Annotated in this window: 13 protein-coding genes and 1 pseudogene; 8 read left to right on the top strand and 6 right to left on the bottom strand. The window is 55.6% G+C overall.

All coding sequences use genetic code 11. The annotated features are described in order from the left end of the window. Positions 1–62: 62 nt before the first annotated feature. The 3 genes from glgX to treZ are packed head-to-tail and all read right to left on the bottom strand — an operon-like array spanning position 63 to position 6,465. Positions 63–2,132 carry a glycogen debranching protein GlgX gene (gene glgX, locus ABLU87_RS10960; protein ID WP_122117681.1) on the bottom strand — a complete coding sequence of 690 codons (2,070 nt, stop codon included), beginning with the start codon at positions 2,130–2,132 and terminating at the stop codon, positions 63–65. Continuing rightward, positions 2,129–4,681: a malto-oligosyltrehalose synthase gene (treY, locus tag ABLU87_RS10955; protein ID WP_122117682.1), complete on the bottom strand. Its 2,553-nt coding sequence runs from the start codon at positions 4,679–4,681 to the stop codon at positions 2,129–2,131. The genes glgX and treY overlap by 4 nt, the downstream gene beginning before the upstream one ends. Continuing rightward, positions 4,678–6,465 carry a malto-oligosyltrehalose trehalohydrolase gene (gene treZ / locus ABLU87_RS10950; protein ID WP_122117683.1) on the bottom strand — a complete coding sequence of 596 codons (1,788 nt, stop codon included), beginning with the start codon at positions 6,463–6,465 and terminating at the stop codon, positions 4,678–4,680. The genes treY and treZ overlap by 4 nt, the downstream gene beginning before the upstream one ends. Positions 6,466–6,609: 144 nt before the next feature. Here treZ and ABLU87_RS10945 point away from each other — a divergent pair, with 144 nt between their 5' ends. Together ABLU87_RS10945 and ABLU87_RS10940 are read left to right on the top strand one after the other, a co-directional pair. Then, a complete protein-coding gene (locus ABLU87_RS10945; RefSeq protein ID WP_025108366.1) occupies positions 6,610–7,137 on the top strand; it encodes a GNAT family N-acetyltransferase in 528 nt (175 codons plus the stop codon). Positions 7,138–7,253: 116 nt separating this feature from the next. Continuing rightward, complete coding sequence (locus ABLU87_RS10940; protein ID WP_025108367.1) at positions 7,254–8,138, top strand: SDR family oxidoreductase; 885 nt, start codon at positions 7,254–7,256, stop codon at positions 8,136–8,138. Between the two features lie 53 nt (positions 8,139–8,191). Here ABLU87_RS10940 and ABLU87_RS10935 read toward each other — a convergent pair whose 3' ends face one another. Continuing rightward, on the bottom strand, positions 8,192–8,422 hold the full coding sequence (locus tag ABLU87_RS10935) for a hypothetical protein (protein WP_122117684.1): 231 nt from the start codon (positions 8,420–8,422) through the stop codon (positions 8,192–8,194). A 318-nt stretch (positions 8,423–8,740) separates the two neighbouring features. Here ABLU87_RS10935 and ABLU87_RS10930 point away from each other — a divergent pair, with 318 nt between their 5' ends. Further along, complete coding sequence (locus ABLU87_RS10930; protein ID WP_004102047.1) at positions 8,741–8,902, top strand: YqaE/Pmp3 family membrane protein; 162 nt, start codon at positions 8,741–8,743, stop codon at positions 8,900–8,902. Between the two features lie 57 nt (positions 8,903–8,959). Beyond that, on the top strand, positions 8,960–9,403 hold the full coding sequence (gene ivy, locus ABLU87_RS10925) for an Ivy family C-type lysozyme inhibitor (RefSeq protein WP_122117538.1): 444 nt from the start codon (positions 8,960–8,962) through the stop codon (positions 9,401–9,403). Positions 9,404–9,489: 86 nt separating this feature from the next. On the opposite strand, the gene nqrE is transcribed toward ivy, so the two are convergent. Further along, a complete protein-coding gene (nqrE, locus tag ABLU87_RS10920) occupies positions 9,490–10,101 on the bottom strand; it encodes an NADH:ubiquinone reductase (Na(+)-transporting) subunit E (RefSeq protein ID WP_009652200.1) in 612 nt (203 codons plus the stop codon). Positions 10,102–10,221: 120 nt separating this feature from the next. Beyond that, the gene (locus ABLU87_RS10915; RefSeq protein WP_046877562.1) at positions 10,222–11,757 is read right to left on the bottom strand and encodes a cyclic diguanylate phosphodiesterase; all 1,536 of its coding nucleotides are present in this window, start codon (positions 11,755–11,757) and stop codon (positions 10,222–10,224) included. 308 nt (positions 11,758–12,065) lie between these two features. Between ABLU87_RS10915 and ABLU87_RS10910 the strand changes: the two genes are divergently transcribed. The 4 genes and pseudogenes from ABLU87_RS10910 to ABLU87_RS10895 all read left to right on the top strand — a co-directional run bounded on the left by ABLU87_RS10910 (position 12,066) and on the right by ABLU87_RS10895 (position 17,531). Next, positions 12,066–13,355, top strand: a complete 1,290-nt coding sequence (locus tag ABLU87_RS10910; RefSeq protein WP_165795118.1) for a glycoside hydrolase family 10 protein — start codon at positions 12,066–12,068, stop codon at positions 13,353–13,355. 51 nt (positions 13,356–13,406) lie between these two features. Further along, a complete protein-coding gene (locus ABLU87_RS10905) occupies positions 13,407–13,859 on the top strand; it encodes a nuclear transport factor 2 family protein (protein WP_025108372.1) in 453 nt (150 codons plus the stop codon). Positions 13,860–13,984: 125 nt separating this feature from the next. Next, positions 13,985–14,407, top strand: a complete 423-nt coding sequence (locus ABLU87_RS10900) for a hypothetical protein (protein ID WP_122117537.1) — start codon at positions 13,985–13,987, stop codon at positions 14,405–14,407. Between the two features lie 16 nt (positions 14,408–14,423). Further along, a pseudogene (locus ABLU87_RS10895) lies at positions 14,424–17,531 on the top strand (multidrug efflux RND transporter permease subunit). Positions 17,532–17,542 lie beyond the last annotated feature (11 nt).

The raw sequence follows: 17,542 nt of genomic DNA, 5'->3' as shown, positions 1-17,542 counted from the left end.
TTCCATCAGGCTATCGCGTGGCAAAAGAAACCCGGCATTCAACGCCGGGTTTGTCTGAGGCTTTAAGGCCGTCTGAAAAGGGCAATGCTGCGCCCGGCCAGAACAAAATCAATTGTCTCGGTAATGATGACGCCGTCCGTTTTTTCTTCAGCGGTCGACAGCTCAAGAACCCAGCCGCCTTCGCCAAACTGCGGGATCTGGAACGGAACATCGCCCTCAAAGGGATTGAACAGCATCAGCACGTCATGCCAGATGCCCTCCTCCTGTTCAAGATCGGGTCGGCTGATGGCGAGACCTAACGTCGAACCTTCATCCCATTGTTCAGATTGCTGCAGACCGCCGCCGGCGTTAAACCAGCGTATCTCGAGCCCGTCACGCCAGCTTTCACGGCGTAAAAGCGGTTGCTCCGCACGCAGCGCTATCAGACGCTGGGTGAAATGGCGCAACGCATGGTCCTGATCGGACAGTGCTTCCCAGTTGACCCATGAAATCTCGCTGTCCTGGCAGTAGCCGTTATTATTGCCCTGCTGAGAACGGCCAAACTCATCGCCGGCCAGCAGCATCGGCGTACCGTGGGAGAACAATAACGTGGTCAGGAAATTCCGCTTCTGGCGTTCGCGGACGGCGACGATATCCTGGTTTTCCGTCGGGCCTTCTTCGCCATAATTGCAGGAGCGGTTGTCATTATGCCCGTCATTATTGTCCTCACCGTTGGCTTCATTATGCTTCTCGTTATACGAAACCAGATCGTTCAACGTAAAGCCGTCATGGGCGGTAATAAAATTGACGCTGGACCACGGACGACGGCCGCGTAAATCGTACAGATCGCCGGAGCCCAGTAAACGGGCGGCAAAGTCGTTGGAAACATTATCCCCCTTCCAGTATTCCCGCACCGTATCACGATATTTGTCGTTCCACTCGCCCCAGCCAGGCGGAAAACCGCCGACCTGATAACCCCCGGGACCGATATCCCAGGGCTCACCAATCAGTTTAAGCTTCGATAAAACCGGATCCTGAGTTATCGCATCGAAAAAACCACCTCGCGGATCGAAGCCTTCGGGTTCGCGCCCGAGAATGGTCCCCAGATCAAAACGAAAGCCGTCGACGTGCATAGCTTGCGCCCAGTAACGTAGCGAATCCATGACCATCTGCAGCACCCGGGGATGCGAGGTATTCACCGTGTTCCCCGTCCCGGTATCATTTATGTAATAGCGATGCTGGTCCGGCATCGTCCGGTAGTAGGAAAAATTATCGATGCCTTTAAATGAGAGCGTCGGTCCCAGCTCATTGCCTTCCGCGGTGTGGTTGTAAACCACGTCAAGGATCACTTCGATACCGGCATCATGAAATGCGCGCACCATGTCGCGGAAGCCCGCGATACCCGCGGGTCCGTAGTAACGGGACGCGGGAGCGAAGAAGCCCAGCGTATTGTAACCCCAGAAGTTTTTTAGCCCTCTGTCGAGCAGATGCCGATCGTCCGGAAACCAGTGTACGGGAAGCAGCTCAACGGAAGTGATGCCCATGCTCTTGATATAATCGACGGAAGCCTGATGCCCAAGCCCCTCAAATGTGCCGCGCAGCTCCGGGGGAAGCGCCGGATTGCGCTGGGTAAAACCCTTCACATGCGTTTCGTAGATAACCGCATGCGGCCAGGGGACGTCGGGGCGATTCTCCCCCTGCCAGTCGAAGGCATCCGGGTCGACAACCTTGCATTTTGGCGTAAAAGGCGCGCTATCGCGGGTATCAAAGCTCAGATCTTTCTCCTCATGGCCCAGCTCGTAGCCGAAATGCGCATCGTTCCATTCAATATCGCCTTCCAGCTCCCGCGCGTAGGGATCGATAAGCAATTTATGTGGATTAAAGCGATGGCCGTTTTCCGGATCGTACGGCCCATAAACCCGATAACCGTATAAGGCTCCGGGCTGCAGACCGGGTACGTAGCCGTGCCAGATTTCGTGTGTATATTCAGGTAGTTCAAGCCGGGCTATTTCCGTTTTTCCGCAAGGATCGAATAAGCACAGCTCAACCCGCTCAGCGTGCGCTGAAAACAGCGCAAAGTTCACGCCCTTTCCGTCAAAATTAGCCCCCAGCTGCTGGCCGTCACCGGGCTCTATTGCAAACGTTTCTTTCATTGTCCCTGTTCCTCTCCACCTTTCTTTTCACTAATAAGCGTCACTAACCACCCCGTTGCTGACGCCAGATCGAGCGCCTCTTCGACAAGACGGTTTTCGCCGGTTAACGCATCGCGATAATGTCGTCCTGCCAGATCTTCGGGTATGGCTACCGCAGAGTTGCCCCACAGCCTGACCGGGGAATCAGCCAATCCGTGCGCCGCGACGTCAAACGCCAGGCGAGGAACCACCACGATAAGGGCCTCCTCGTCGTTGATGCGCGCGTAGGCGATAAGATTCTCTTCCCTGTCACCGGTGACCTTTAATGGTACCCAGTCACCATAATGGAAGAGCGCGGAATGCCGCTGCCTTAACCTGAGAAACGACGCGGTGACGTACTGCTTCAGCTGCCCGTCTCGCCATGCGTTTTCGCTATTAAACAACTCAGGGCCTTCGCTATCGAGGTTATGCGCCAGGACGGCGAAGTCAGGTTCACGTCGGTTATCCGGATCGACAAGGCTGAAGTTCAGCGCCTCGCTCCCCTGATAAATATCCGGTACGCCGGGCGCGGTCAGTTTGATGACCGTCTGGCTGAGGCTGTTCACCAGGCCGGCACGGATAAAAGGCTGCAGGGCGGTGTGAAAATCGTTGAGAAAGAGCGAATTATCCGCAGCGAACAGCTGTTGCGCATAGTTCAGCACAACGCTTTCATAGCTTTCATTGCTGTCGATCCAGTCGGTTCTTTGCTTGGCCTCGCGCAGCGCTTTTTCCATAAAAGCAAGAAAACGCGTCTCGAGTTCTTTCAGCCCTGCGGTATCGTCGGGCAGCAGCGTTGCAGGCCACACGCCGGCGAGCGCCTGATAGATCATCCACGTATCCGCCGCGTTCGGCGCCGTACCGTCGTTCAAAAAACGCACCTGGGTTTGATTCATCTGACGCCAGCGCGCAAGGTTTTCCGCCCACAGCTGCGGGGCTTCCGTTAGGGTGTAAAGCCGGGCGCGCGCATCTTCCCCGCGTTTAGTATCGTGCGTCGACGTTCCCAGCAGCGCGTCGGGCTGGCGGGCAAGACGAATGCGCATCTCCTGGTGAAAACGAGAGAGAGAAAAAGCGCGAGGAGTAGGATCGGCCCCGACTTCGTTCAATGCCAGGTCGAGGTTATGGCGAAAGAACAGCGTATCCTCGACCGATTTAGCCATCAACGGCCCCGTCAGCTGCTGAAAGCGGGTTCTGAAGAGTGACGCGGTGTCGAGGCTACTTTCGTGCAGATTGCCGGTCAGGATGGCGATAATGACCTCAAGCGCCCTGGCATCGGGTTTGTCTTCCCTGGCGTTCACCTGGTCAACCACCCGGTTTAACAGCGTAATATCGCCTGCGGTCAGTCCTTCGGCGGTGCCGTAGGTACGATAGACCGGGAAGGCTAGCAGCAGTTCACGCAAGGCATGGCGCAGCGCGTCGCTCTCAACCGCCATGCTATTACGCTCCGCCAGTTCGGTGGCCAGCCGCAATAAGGTGGTAAATTCACCCTCAAAATTGCGATCCACCATCAGTCCTTTCGCCTCGCGCAGCGCGGTATGGCGATCTATCGCTCCGCCGAGCGCTTCATCATGAACCTGCTGCAGCTGATCGAGGTTATTGTCATCCACCAGCACTTCCGCCAGCGAAGCGATAAACTCATATCCTGTGGTGCCGGAGACGGGCCAGTCGGCGGGCAGCTGCTCGCCTTTGGCGAGGATTTTTTCCACCGTAATGTAGCACTCTGGCCCGGTTGCCTGGCGCAGGCGCTGCAAATACCCCAGCGGGTCGGCAAGGCCATCAATATGGTCAATGCGCAGACCATCGACGATGCCAGAATGCACCAGTTCAAGGATAAGGCGGTGGGTGTCGTCAAACACCGCCGGGTCTTCAACCCGGACGCCAATCAGGCCGGTAATTTCAAAAAAACGCCGCCAGGAGAGCTGCCTGGGCGCCTCCCGCCAGGACATCAGCCGCCAGCTTTGCGCCTTGTGCAGCGCCAGAATGGCGTCGCGATCCGAGGATGTTAGTAGTTGCTCACCTGTCGCCAGGGTTTGAGGATTCAGGGGCCAGGCCTGGTCATAGTAGACGAACGCCGGCTTCCCGGTTTCCGGATCGCGTTTTAGCGCGAGCGCCCCGCTCTCCAGCTCTGCCTCAAAGGTATCCCCCAGAAACGGCAGCGTAACGGGACGCGTCCAGTCAATATCGAAATAATGGGCCCAGGCGCTGTTTTTGCCCTGCTCGATGACGTCCCGCCACCAGCGATTCTCCAGCGAGGTCGCCATATGGTTGGGAACAATATCCAGAATCAGGCCAATTTGCGCGTTTCTCAGCGCCTTCACCATCCGGTCAAACCCTTCGCGGCCCCCGATGGCCGGATCGATCTCGTTAGGATCGGTAATATCATAGCCATGGGTGGACCCGCTGGTTGCCGTAAAAATCGGCGAGGCGTAAAGATGGCTGATACCCAGGTCTTTGAGATATGGCGCCAGCGCCGCCGCGCGATCGAAGGTCATGCCGTTACGGAACTGAATACGATAGGTTGCGGAAGGGATCATGATGAGGCTTCTCCATGTGCAAAACGGACAACAATACTATTTGGCGATAACGCCTCCTGCCGCTCCGGCCAGCTAAAAATGACCTCGCCCGGTATTTCCGGCATCGCGGCCCGCTCCTCGCCGATATTCAGCACCACGGAGAGCGTGCCGCCGGAGAATTGCCAGCTCACCGCCAGCGCCTGCGCCGCCGCGTGCAGGATCATGCCCTCCGCGGCCCCTCCCGACGCGAGCAGCGGGACGATGTAGCGATGGCGCAGCTGGATAAGGTGGCGCGTGAAGCGCAGCCAGGCTTTCCCCTCCTCGCTTGCCGCCTTCTGCCAGTCGAGCTTAGAACGGATAAAGGTCCGGGGATCGTTCGGGTCAGGGACCGATGCATCGTGCCCCGCGTGCCCGGCAAACTCTTTAGCCCGCCCTTCCCGCACAGCCTTCGCGAGGTCGCCATGAAAATCGGTAAAGAACAGAAAGGGGTTCGTCTCCGCAAACTCTTCGCCCATAAACAGCAAAGGAATGTGGGGCGACAGAAGCAATGCGGCGAGCAGAACGCGCGTTTTCCCGGCGCCGGCAAGAGAAATCAGCCTTTCCCCCTGCGCACGGTTCCCGGTCTGATCGTGATTCTGAATAAAGTCGACAAAAAACTGCGGCGGCTGAGCGGCGCAGGCCACGCCGCGTGGTTTTCCGGTTTGCGCAGAAAGCTCACCCTGGTAGACAAACCCTTCGGCCAGCGCCCTTGCGACATTCTTTGCCGGCTGATGCGCAAAATCCTGATAATAGGCGTGCGTTTCGCCGGTCGCGAAAACGTGGGCGGCGTTATGAAAGTCATCATTCCACTCGGCGGTAAAGAGCGGCGTCTGTCCGTTCTCATCGCGCGGATGGAGGAAAATCACGTTCCGGCTGTCTTCAGTGGTGAGGTGGATGTGGCGGTCGGGAATCGCGGCGCGGATATTTTCGGCTATTTCTATCAGTACGTGCCTGGCGGAGCGATCTTCAATCTGATCGATAGCATCAAAGCGCAGCCCATCAAGCTGGTATTCGGTCAGCCAGAACAGCGGCGCCTCGGTAATATACTGCCGCACGGCCTCGGTTTCATAGGCGATAGCGTTACCCCACGGGGTCATCCGGTCCTGATGAAAAAAGCCCGGCGACAGCCGAGAGAGATAGTTGCCTTCCGGGCCAAAATGGTTCAGTACGATATCGAGAACCACCGATAGCCCTAACCCGTGGGCGGCATCAATAAAGGCGTGAAAATCCTCCGGTGCGCCATACGCTGCGTGCGGCGCATAGAGTAATACACCGTCGTAACCCCAGCCGCGGGAACCGCCAAACTGGGCTACGGGCATGACCTCTATCTGGGTGATCCCCAGCTCCGCCAGATAAGGCAGCTTTTCGATGGCGGCCAGAAAGGTGCCATCCGGCGTAAAGGTGCCCGGATGAAGTTCATATATCACGGTTTCTTCCCACGGACGCCCTTTCCAGCCAGCGTTAACCGGCTGAAAACGCCTGGGGTCGATGACCACCGAGGGGCCGTTAACATCATCGCGTTGCGCGCGCGACGCCGGGTCCGGAATGCGCGTGCCGTCGGCTAAACGGAGCATATATTCATCACCATGCTTTACGCCGGGGACGTCAATCTGGAACCAGCCCTCTCCCGCGGCGTCCATCGGAATATCCCGGCCCGTCAGGCTCAGCGTCATCGTTTTTTGACCTTCGGCCCAGACGCGAAAGCGGACCGTGTCCGCGGCAATGAACTCCGCCCCCCAATGTTTTTTAAATACTCTGGATTCCATTAAATATCCTCAAATGACCTGTGGAAAATGCGGTATGAATATAAGATTAGACCAGGTTTAAACGCGTGCGCTGTTGATGGCGAGGCTGTTATTTTTAAAGACGTTGTCTATGATTAATAAATCGCTTAAAAAACAAGGAATGCTATGCAGATTCGTAAAGGATTAAATTCCGACCTGGCTCGCCTGGAATATTGTGATTTTTCCTTCACCGTCAGCCAGATTGCCACCGGCCCCTTTGTCAATAATGATCTGAAAATTGAAACACTTCCCAGCGCTTATAATAAAACCTATGAACTGGACATCCAGACGCTGGAAAACCACTGCGTTAATCCGGATGCTATATTTTTAATCGCCGAAACCGACGCGGGACAAGTGGCCGGATTTATCACCGCTTCCTTGATCTGGAACAAATTTATTTCCGTGGATTATATCGCCATCGAGCGCTCACAGCGCAGAACGGGCGCGGCCAACAAGCTCATGGCGGCAGCCCATATATGGGCTCGGAGCATGAGCGCGGCGGGATTAAAGCTGGAAACCCAGAACGTCAACGTTCCCGCCTGCCTTTTCTACCGAAATTATGGCTTTACCCTGGGCGGATACGATCGTTATCTCTACAGCGCGTTACCGGAAAAAGATGAAATTGCGCTGTTCTGGTATTACATGTTGACTTAAAAGCCAGGTAAATAATTCCTGGTTTTACGATGTTAATTATTCCTGGTTTGCGCTTTTTTTATCGCCCAAACGCAGTCATTGACTAATCTTAAATTTCATTTATTAAGGAGGCCGGTATGACAACAGGAAATAACCCAACGCTACACTATCCACTTCCGCCGTTTGTCGAGCAGCCGCAGCAGCCCCCGGGGCTGGCATCCGAAATGAAGCCCCTTCCCGATCACGGTGAGACCAGCTATACCGGTTCCGGAAAGCTGGCGGGGAAAAAAGCGCTGATTACCGGCGGTGATTCGGGGATTGGTCGGGCTGTCGCGATTGCCTACGCGCGGGAAGGCGCGGATGTCGCTATCGGCTACCTGCCGGAGGAGGAGTCCGACGCGGCTGCCGTTATCGCGCTGATCCAGGCCGAGGGAAGAAAAGCCGTCGCCATTCCCGGCGATATTCGGATTGAGTCATTTTGCGATACCCTGGTTGAAAAGGCGGTCGCTGAGCTGGGCGGGCTGGATATTCTGGTTAACAACGCCGGCAGGCAGCAGTATTGTGAATCCATTGAGACGTTAACGACCGCCGCGTTTGACGCCACGTTTAAAACCAACGTTTATGCGCCCTTCTGGATAACAAAAGCCGCGCTTCGTCATCTCTCGCAGGGGGCGGCGATCATTAACACCTCTTCCGTGCAGGCGTTTAAACCCAGCGAGATCCTGCTGGATTATGCCCAGACCAAAGCCTGCAACGTGGCGTTTACCAAATCGCTGGCTAAGCAGCTTGGTCCGCGCGGTATCCGCGTTAACGCCGTGGCGCCCGGCCCGTACTGGACTCCGCTGCAGTCAAGCGGCGGCCAGCCGCAAGAGAAAGTTCAGCATTTTGGTGAGGATACGCCGCTCGGCAGACCGGGACAGCCGGTCGAGATTGCGCCCCTTTACGTTCTCCTCGCCTCAGATGCCTGCTCGTACGCTTCCGGTCAGGTCTGGTGCTCAGACGGCGGTACCGGCGTCGCATAAAAGAAGCGCTCGTCGCTGTCGCGCGCTGTTCCAGCTCGCCGCAGCGGCGAACGCTAGCGGCAGAGAAGAAACTGGATGAGGGTAATCAGCAAATAAAAACCGCAGACGATTTGCAAAACTCTCCAGCCCCACCTGAAATAACGCCACTGATAACGCTCCCTGGCATTCGCCTGCGCAATAGCGGGTTCCAGGACCTGCTTTTTCTGCTTCCTTCTAAGCATGCTCCAGCCCCACCCGACAATGGTCAGGATGACGATAACTTTATAAAGGATAATGTTGTCCATGCCGCCGCCATTTCATGATGGGATAAATCTCCCCGCCAGTGTAGCGCACTTCCCGCCTCGTTACCTGCATTCCTTATTTACGTTTAAATGCGTTTACGATGGAACACTCTTGCTTTGTCAGCGTTGCTGACGCAAGCATCACCCTGGAATAATCTTATATATGTCAGAAAGGTGAATTGGGGCTTTTCTATTTATTAAATATGTAGTAACGAGGTGCGGGTAATATTAGCAGTCTTATTATTCAAAAAGTTAAAATTTGCAAAAACAGACGCAACCGCTAAAATAATTATGAGCTAACTCACTTAACAGGGAGATATTATGGGTTTTTGGCGAATTGTGTTGACGATTATTCTACCCCCGCTTGGCGTACTGCTGGGTAAAGGCTTTGGTTGGGCGTTTATCCTCAATATTATTTTAACGATCCTCGGCTATATTCCAGGCCTTATCCACGCTTTTTGGGTTCAGACCAAAAACAGCTAATCAGAGCCATTATCACCGGTCATCACAAGGAACCAAAAAGTTCGCAGGAGCAATTTTATGCTTAAACACTTAACCGCTATCGCTTTTCTGGCTGCATCCACCCACGCCATGGCGCAAACCGATATGACGCTGGACGGTCTGGCCAAAAAGGAACCGGCAGCCTTTAGCCAGATGGTTAAAGGGCATAACCTGCCCGCCTGGATAAAGTCTGGCGGCACGGGCTCGCCTGCCCGGACGGTGAAGCTTGGCGCCGAGGTCTATCAGGTATTCAGCGTCTGCAAACCCCACGACTGCGCAGCGGAGCGCTTCGCCGTGCTGTGGTCGGAAAAATCCGGACAGATGTCCGGGCTTTATTCCGCCGTTGACGAAAAAACCGCCCAGGAGACACTGACCTGGCTGAATGTTAGCGATGAGCGCTCTATCGATGGCAAGACGGTGCTCTTTGCCGCCCTGAGCGGCAGCCTGGAGAACCATCCGGATGCGTTTAACTACCCGCAGTAAAACGCTGAGGCAATAATTTCGCGCCTTCTGCCGTACAACCCCTGGGTCTGGACGGCAGAAACTCTCCCCCCGACGTTCAGCGTAGCCTACAGCGAGATGCCGGCGAACGACATAAACCCCAGCGACATTAAGCCGGCGGTAATAAATACGCTGCCTAAACCGCGTAAGCCTTTCGGCATATTGGCATATTTCAGCTTTTCACGAATGCCGGCCAGCGCCACAATCGCCAGCGCCCAGCCAATACCGCATCCGGTGCCATAAGTCAGTGATTCAAGGAAGCTGTATTCACGCTGCACCATAAAAATCGTCGCGCCGAAAATGGCGCAGTGGATAGTTAACAGCGGCAGGAACGGCCCCAGAGCATGGTTTAACGCGTGGAAATATTTGTCGATCACCATTTCGAGGATCTGCACCAGCGCCGCAAGAACGCCGATAAACGTGATGAAATCGAGGAAGCTCAGGTCAACCCCTTCGATGAGGGCATTCTCTTTCAGTAGGTAATGGTAAATCAGGTTGTTAATCGGCGTCGCAATGGCCAGCAGCGCCGTCACGGTTACCCCGAGGCGAAATGCGACATCGATTTTTTTGGAGATAGCGAGAAAAGTACACATCCCGAGGAAAAAATTGAGCGCCATATTTTCAACGAAAACCGCGCGGATAAAAATATTGAGATGAGATTCAAACAAGACAACCTCCATGTTGTTGAGTTGTTTCTCAATAATGCCAAATTTTCAGCTTGAACGGGTTATTATTGCTCGGTTTTGCCGAGTCGATCACCTTTTAATTTCCTGTGTTTTGCGTGGGCAAGAGCGTCGCCTTTAGCGCCTTCCTGACTCGCTAAACGAGCGAGGAAGCATCTGAATAAACGCATCGACCGGCACCGGTTTAGAAAAGTAATAGCCCTGATAGAGGGTAATCCCCATATTTTTGAGCATCGCGAGCTGCTCCTTATCCTCGATGCCCTCAGCAATAATCTGGCAATGAAACTTCCTGGCCAGATTAACCATATTCTTCACCACCAGCGCGGAAGCCGTGTTGGTCACAATGTTGAGGGTAAAGACCTTATCGATTTTGATAATCTCAGGATTAAATTGCTGGATGTAGCTGTAGTTCGCGTAGCCGGTACCAAAATCATCCAGCGAAAACTGGACGCCGATACGCCTGAGTTTGTCCGTCACCGCTGATGTTTGCCGGGTATTTTCGATCGACTCCCGCTCGGTTATCTCCAGAACAAGGCGGACTTGCGCCTCTTTCATCTGCTGGATAAACGTCTGGCACAGGGTCACTATTTCGTCGTCCTGAAAGTTTACCGAACTGGTGTTAAAGCAAATAAACAACCCTCCAGGGATAACGGATTGATGGCGCCGAAGCTGACGGATCACCTCGGCAAAGCAAATCGCCGTCACGTCTTTAATCAAACCGGTCTGCTCTGCCACGGAAATAAATTTATCCGGCGCAATAAATCCCTGCTTCGGATGTTCCCAGCGCACCAGCACCTCACCGCCGATAACCGCTCCGCTGTCATTGTTGATAATTGGCTGAATATAGGGCTTGAGCTGCTTCAGTTCGATAGCCTTTCTGAGCTGATACTCAATCGTATTACGGTAGCGGAGGTAGTTTCTGAATAAAAAGGTGAGCAGCAAGGAGGCCAGAATAATGGCGATAAGCGTGTGTTGCTCATAGCGGATAAACGCACCGACGCCAGAGGCGTAGCCGCGATCGGCAATAACCGAATAGGTAAACAGCTCAGAGGCCAGGCGCACGGGAACCTTGATATCCGGCGTCGCCGTCACTTCCCCTTTGCGGGTCATTATCCGATCGCCAACCTGAAGATAGAGATGCGCATCGCCATCAAGAACGGTCAAAATGTTGTATAAATAATAGCCGTCAACGCCAACCAGAATCGTATTTCCCCGCTCATCCTGTTCGCTGTAAACCATCAAGGGATGAAACGGCGTGATTTCGCTGCCGCTCAGCAGGCGCAGAGCGCCATGCGTATACTGGCGACGATCGAACTGAAATTTACGCCCGCCAAAAACCGAGGTGCAGTATATTTCGTTATCCTTACCTAAATTCACCGTGCGCACATCGGGAATGGTGGCCACCAGCGTGCGCAGCTCCGTCAGGACATTCTCGCTACAGCTTTTACCATAAAAAGGCTCAGCCAGATCGGCTGCCTGCTCCGCATGGGAGACGGTCACATCGAGGCTGGCTATCGCCTGCTGCAGGCGCGAATGGATATCTTGATCCACCTTTTTTTGCATTTGCCAGTAGCAAAGCCCGGTTCCCAGGCTCAGTAACGCAAGCAGAAACAGGAGTATCCACAGACGATGGCGTGATGATGAGTAGTTCATTGTGCTAATCCAGTTTGACTCGCCGGAAAAGGCCAAAGGTCAATTGTTTGGCCAAATTTTAATAAATCCTGTTTATACTCGCCCTGAACCGATCAAGTTTTAATGCATATCAATGATATATCATGGCAAACCATTGCGCGGCGCAGGAGGCGTTTTCTGCGTCTGAGGTTTGCGTGCTTATGCCGCCGCATCTGTAGCTAAATGATTGACTTAAAGCCGAATAATACGAAAATGACTCTTTTGTGCGATGACCAGAAAAGCTGGCAAATATGATGACGATCCGCTCTCGTAAGTTTATTCTGAACAAGGTGAAAATATCCGCGGTAGCTATAGCTGCCGCGCTGCTGTTAGCCCACTGCGGTAGCAAACCGCCCGTTTCTCTTGTCACGCCCATGCCGCCCGCGGCCCGCCAGCCGACGTTGCCCAAAAGCCAGGAGCCGGTGCGCGGCGTCTGGCTGACGACCGTGTCGCGCCTCGACTGGCCGCCGCTGGAATCCGTCAATGGCGGCATTAGCGCCGAACGGCGCATCGCCCTGCAGCAGCAGGCGCTGGTTGCCAAGCTGGATAATTTAAAAAGCCTCGGCATTAACACCGTCTTCTTCCAGGTGAAACCGGATGGCACCGCGCTCTGGCCATCGAAGATTCTGCCGTGGTCCGATATGCTGACCGGCAAAATCGGTGAGGATCCGGGCTACGATCCGCTCAAATTTATGCTGGATGAAGCCCATAAGCGCGGCATGCGCGTTCATGCCTGGTTTAACCCCTATCGCGTCTCGGTCAATACGCGGCCGAAAACCGTCACCGAACTGAACAGCACGCTGTCGCAGGTTCCCGCCAGCGTATACGTCCTGCACCCTGAGTGGATTCGCACCTCCGGCGATCGCTTCGTGCTCGATCCGGGCATTCCGGAAGTCCGCGACTGGATCACCAGCATCGTGGCCGAGGTTGTGGAGCATTACCCGGTTGACGGCGTCCAGTTCGACGATTACTTCTACACCGAATCACCGGGATCGGCCCTTAACGACAACCGGACGTTCCAGCAGTACGGCCAGGGCTTTGCCGCGAAAGCGGACTGGCGGCGGCACAACACGCAGCTGCTGATTGAGCAGGTTTCCCGCACCATCAAGCAGCTGAATCCCGATGTTGAATTTGGCGTCAGTCCGGCAGGCGTCTGGCGCAACCGCTCCCACGATCCGGCGGGTTCAGATACCCGCGGCGCAGCGGCCTACGATGAGTCGTATGCCGATACCCGCCTCTGGGTCCAGCAGGGATGGCTGGACTACATCGCGCCGCAGATTTACTGGCCTTTCGCCCGCGACGCGGCCCGCTACGATGTGCTGGCAAAGTGGTGGGCTGACGTGGTGAAACCCACCCGTACCCGCCTCTATATCGGCGTGGCGCTGTACAAAGTTGGCGAGCCATCGAAGAACGAACCTGACTGGATGATTAGCGGCGGCGTGCCGGAACTGAAAAAGCAGCTTGATTTGAATGAATCCATGCCGCAAATTCAGGGCACGATTTTATTCAGAGAGAATTACCTCAATCAGCCGCAAACCCAGCAGGCCGTTAACTACCTGAAAAGCCGCTGGGGAAGCTGATGCACTCACCTGACAGGCCAGGCGCCTGGTATCAACCCCACCGGAGGATGTATGTTGAAAAAATCGATCGTCGCCTTTTCCTTGTTCTGCGCTCTGACGCCCGCCGTTTTTGCGGGCAACAGTGAAAATGAACAGCTGAATAAAAAGAATGTTATTGATTTTTATAATAAAGCGTTAAATGACAAAGACTTTGCCGCCGCCAGACCCTATCTGGGAGACCGCTACGTACAGCATAACCCGATGGCGAAAGACGGCGTTGCAGGCTTTGAGCAATTTATCGCCTTCCTGAAGAACAAATATCCCGACTCGCACAGCGAAATTAAGCAGGCGTTTGTCGACGGCGATCATGTGATCCTGCACGTTGAGGTCACCGGTCGCGAGCCGGGCGTGACGCGGGCGATTATCGATATCTTCCGCGTCGACGAGCAGCATAAAATCGTTGAACACTGGGACGTGACCCAGAACGTTCCGCAAAAAACCGCCAGCGGCAACGGCATGTTTTAAATCCTGAGCAGGCGTATCCTGCTCATCCCCCTCGCTTTCCCCGTTTACTCTTCGTACAGATGAACGCTTGTTTAAACAGTTTATTTACTTTACTGTAAAGTAAATAAACTGGCGGAGTGAATCTGATGATTAACAAAGAAAAATGGGGAAAGCTTTTTTATTTCATTGCATTAGCCATTTTCCCCTGCGCGATGAACGCCGCTTTACCCAGCCTGCCCGCGCAGGGCGCCCCGCTCTATGACGCCTGCTCGCACCTACAAGAACCGTCCGAGGCCTGGCGCTGTCGCGCCCTGCGCATGAGCCAGCGCGTGGAACAGCGGCAACGCTATCTGCACTTTTTACTGCAGCAGAATATTTTCAGCATTCAAACCTACGACTATCTGTGGAGTGAGTACCAGCGTACGACGTCATGTTCTGAGATCGGCGCCTTCTTGATGAGCAAAGTCCACGATGAGGCATTCCATGGGCTGCCCTTTACCCCGATTCCGCCCGACGATGCGATAAACGCGCCATCCGCCGTGTTTGCTCTGCAAGCATCCCTTAACTGACCGAAGGTGCACCACGATGCTGGCTCGCTTTTTTGTGTTTCGCCCAGTTTTCGCCGCCGTCATCGCCCTCTGTATTATGGCGGTCGGCGCCCTTGCCCTGCTGACCCTGCCGGTTGAACAGTATCCGGATATCGCCCCGCCCGGCGTCAACGTCACGGCAAACTACCCCGGCGCCTCGGCTGAAACCGTGGAAGACAGCGTGACGCAGGTGCTGGAGCAGCAGATTAAAGGCATCGACGGCCTGCTTTATTTTTCCTCCAGCAGCAGTTCAGCGGGCCAGGCGCGCATTAGCCTCAGTTTTGATCAGCGCATTAACCCTGACATGGCGCAGGTACAGGTGCAAAACGCCGTCAATCAGGCTATCACGCGCTTACCGCAGGAGGTGCAGCAGCAAGGGATCGCGGTGACCAAATCACAGGGAGACAGCCTGATGGTGGTGGCCCTGTATGACCAAAGCAGGTCGTTAACCAGCCTCGATATTAGCGACTTTCTCGTCAGTTCCCTGCAGGAGCCGCTGAGCCGGGTTGAAGGCGTAGGAGAAACCACCGTTTTCGGCGCCCAGTATGCAATGCGCATCTGGCTCAATCCGCTGCAGCTGACCAGCTACGGTCTGATGCCCTCCGACGTGCAGGCCGCCATCGAGGCGCAGAATTCGCAGGTCACCAGCGGTGAAATCGGCTCGCTGCCCACGCTGGAGGGGCAGTATCTGAATGCAACGGTCACCACCCAGTCCCGCCTTGAGCGTCCGGAACAGTTCGAAAACATTATCCTGCGCACCCACAGCGACGGCTCGGTGGTCTATCTGCGCGATGTCGCCCGGGTGGAGATCGGCGCGGAAAACTATCAAAACCAAACCACGCTCAACGGTTTCCCCTCCGCCGGGATCTCAATTCAGCTGGCCTCGGGGGCTAACGCGCTGGCGACGGCGGAGAAGATCCGGGCGGAGGTCGAACGCCTGACGCCGCGCTTTCCGCAAGGCGTTGTCGCCGCTTACCCGCGCGACAGCACGCCGTTCGTGACGGTCTCTATTGAAAGCGTGGTGCGTACGCTGATAGAGGCGATTCTTTTTGTGGTGGCCGTCATGTACCTCTTTCTTCAGAGCTGGCGGGCTACGCTGATCCCGACGCTCACGGTGCCGGTGGTTCTGCTCGGCACCTTCGGCATCCTCAGCCTGCTGGGCTACAGCATTAATACCCTCACCCTGTTTGCGATGGTTCTGGCAATCGGTTTACTGGTTGATGACGCCATCGTGGTGGTGGAGAACGTTGAACGCCTGATGGCGGAGGAGGATCTTACCCCGCCTGAAGCCACCCTGCGCTCGATGAATGAGATCACCGGCGCGCTGATTGGCATCGCGCTGGTTCTCTCTGCGGTATTTATCCCGATGGCGTTTTTCGGCGGCTCGGTGGGGATTATCTACCGCCAGTTCAGCGTCACCATCGTCTCGGCAATGGCGCTCTCTGCGCTGGTGGCGTTAACCCTGACGCCGACGCTGTGCGCCCATCTGCTTAAACCCGGGCACCTTAAAAAAGGGCGATTCTTCACCTGTTTCAACCGCGGCGTCGCCGCCAGCCAGAACCGTTACCTCGCCATACTCCGGCGGATAACCGTTCGCCCGCTCCGCTTTGTGCTGCTGGCCCTGACGCTGACGCTTTTGATGCTCTGGTAGTATCAGAAGCTGGCCAGCGGCTTTCTGCCCGAAGAGGATCAGGGCGCGGTGATGGTTCAGTTTACGCTCCCATCCGGTTCGCCGATGGCGATGACCGAGGCGGTCGGCGCGGACATTACCCGCTATTTCATGACCGAGGAGGAGGATAACCTCAACGTCATCTTTATGGTCACCGGCAGAAACAACGCCGGCAGCGGGCAGAACGTCGGGATGGCCTTCGCCGAACTAAAGCACTGGAACGCGCGCCCCGGGGAGCAGAACAGCGCGCAGGCGATTATCGCGCGGGCGAACCGGTACTTTTTAAAAAACGCCCGGCTGGCCACCATCAGCGTCATGTCGCCGCCTACCGTACGCGGACTCGGGCAGTCGAGCGGCTTTGAACTCTGGCTGCAGGACAGTTCGGAAAACGGCCGCCAGGCGCTCATCGAGGCGCAAACCACCCTCCTCACTGCCGCCAGGCAAACGCCGACGCTGGACGCCGTGCGAATTAACAGTCTGGAGGAGAAAGCGCAGCTGCAGGTGGATGTCGACAGACAAAAGGCCCAGGCCCAGGGGCTGGATCAGACCGCCATCAATAGCACCCTCTCTGCGGCCTGGGGCGGCGTGTACATCAACGATTTTATCGACCGCGGGCGCGTCAAGCGCGTGTATATGCAGGGGGATGCGGCCTGGCGTTCGACGCCGGAGAATTTATCCGCCTGGTTTGTCCGCGGCGACAGTAACAACATGGCCTCCTTCGACAGCTTCTCATCATTCCGCTGGACCACCGGGCCGCAAATGCTCCAGCGGTTTAACGGACTGTCGGCCGTGCAGTTCCAGGGAAACGCGGCGCCGGGCGTCAGTTCCGGTGCGGCGATGGCGACGATGTCCGAACTGGTGGGCGAGCTGAGCGGGTTTGAAAGGCAATGGAGCGGTTTATCCTGGCAGGAGCAGACCTCCTCAGTGCAGACGTTATGGGTATACCTGGCGTCGCTGGCCTTTATGTTTTTGTGTCTCGCCGCCTTATATGAAAGCTGGTCGATTCCTGTCGCCGTACTGCTGATCGTCCCGTTAGGCATTCTTGGGGCCGTGAGCGCTTCGTTGCTCGCCGGATACGAAAACGATATCTACTTTCAGGTCGGTATGCTGACGACCATGGGGCTTTCCGCCAAAAACGCGATTCTGATCGTTGAGTTCGCCCTGGCGCGGTTTCAACAAGGTAAAACGCTGGCCGACGCGGCGCTGGAGGGCGCTCGCCTGCGCTTGCGCCCCATCGTGATGACCTCACTTGCATTTGTTGTCGGCGTTATCCCTCTGGTACTCTCTACCGGCGCCGGCGCTTCCAGCCAGCGTGAGATTGGCGCCGCGGTGATCGGCGGTATGCTCACCGGGACGCTGCTGACCTTGCTCTTCGTTCCACTCTTTTTCCTGCTGGTACAGCAAGGAATGATGCGCCTTAAAGGGCGCAAACGGTAAGGACTCAATTG

It is taken from the genome of Klebsiella sp. CB_Kp196 (genome assembly GCF_040061575.1).
GTDB lineage: Bacteria > Pseudomonadota > Gammaproteobacteria > Enterobacterales > Enterobacteriaceae > Klebsiella > Klebsiella michiganensis.
The sequence above is the reverse complement of the archived record's forward strand: the minus strand, read 5'-3'. Positions and strand labels throughout refer to the sequence as shown.

Coding starts and splice junctions, on each gene's coding strand:
- glgX (WP_122117681.1), bottom strand. CDS start 2,132: ATGAAAGAAACGTTTGCAATAGAGCCCGGTGACGGCCAGCAGCTGGGG.
- treY (WP_122117682.1), bottom strand. CDS start 4,681: ATGATCCCTTCCGCAACCTATCGTATTCAGTTCCGTAACGGCATGACC.
- treZ (WP_122117683.1), bottom strand. CDS start 6,465: ATGGAATCCAGAGTATTTAAAAAACATTGGGGGGCGGAGTTCATTGCC.
- ABLU87_RS10945 (WP_025108366.1), top strand. CDS start 6,610: ATGCAGATTCGTAAAGGATTAAATTCCGACCTGGCTCGCCTGGAATAT.
- ABLU87_RS10940 (WP_025108367.1), top strand. CDS start 7,254: ATGACAACAGGAAATAACCCAACGCTACACTATCCACTTCCGCCGTTT.
- ABLU87_RS10935 (WP_122117684.1), bottom strand. CDS start 8,422: ATGGACAACATTATCCTTTATAAAGTTATCGTCATCCTGACCATTGTC.
- ABLU87_RS10930 (WP_004102047.1), top strand. CDS start 8,741: ATGGGTTTTTGGCGAATTGTGTTGACGATTATTCTACCCCCGCTTGGC.
- ivy (WP_122117538.1), top strand. CDS start 8,960: ATGCTTAAACACTTAACCGCTATCGCTTTTCTGGCTGCATCCACCCAC.
- nqrE (WP_009652200.1), bottom strand. CDS start 10,101: ATGGAGGTTGTCTTGTTTGAATCTCATCTCAATATTTTTATCCGCGCG.
- ABLU87_RS10915 (WP_046877562.1), bottom strand. CDS start 11,757: ATGAACTACTCATCATCACGCCATCGTCTGTGGATACTCCTGTTTCTG.
- ABLU87_RS10905 (WP_025108372.1), top strand. CDS start 13,407: ATGTTGAAAAAATCGATCGTCGCCTTTTCCTTGTTCTGCGCTCTGACG.
- ABLU87_RS10900 (WP_122117537.1), top strand. CDS start 13,985: ATGATTAACAAAGAAAAATGGGGAAAGCTTTTTTATTTCATTGCATTA.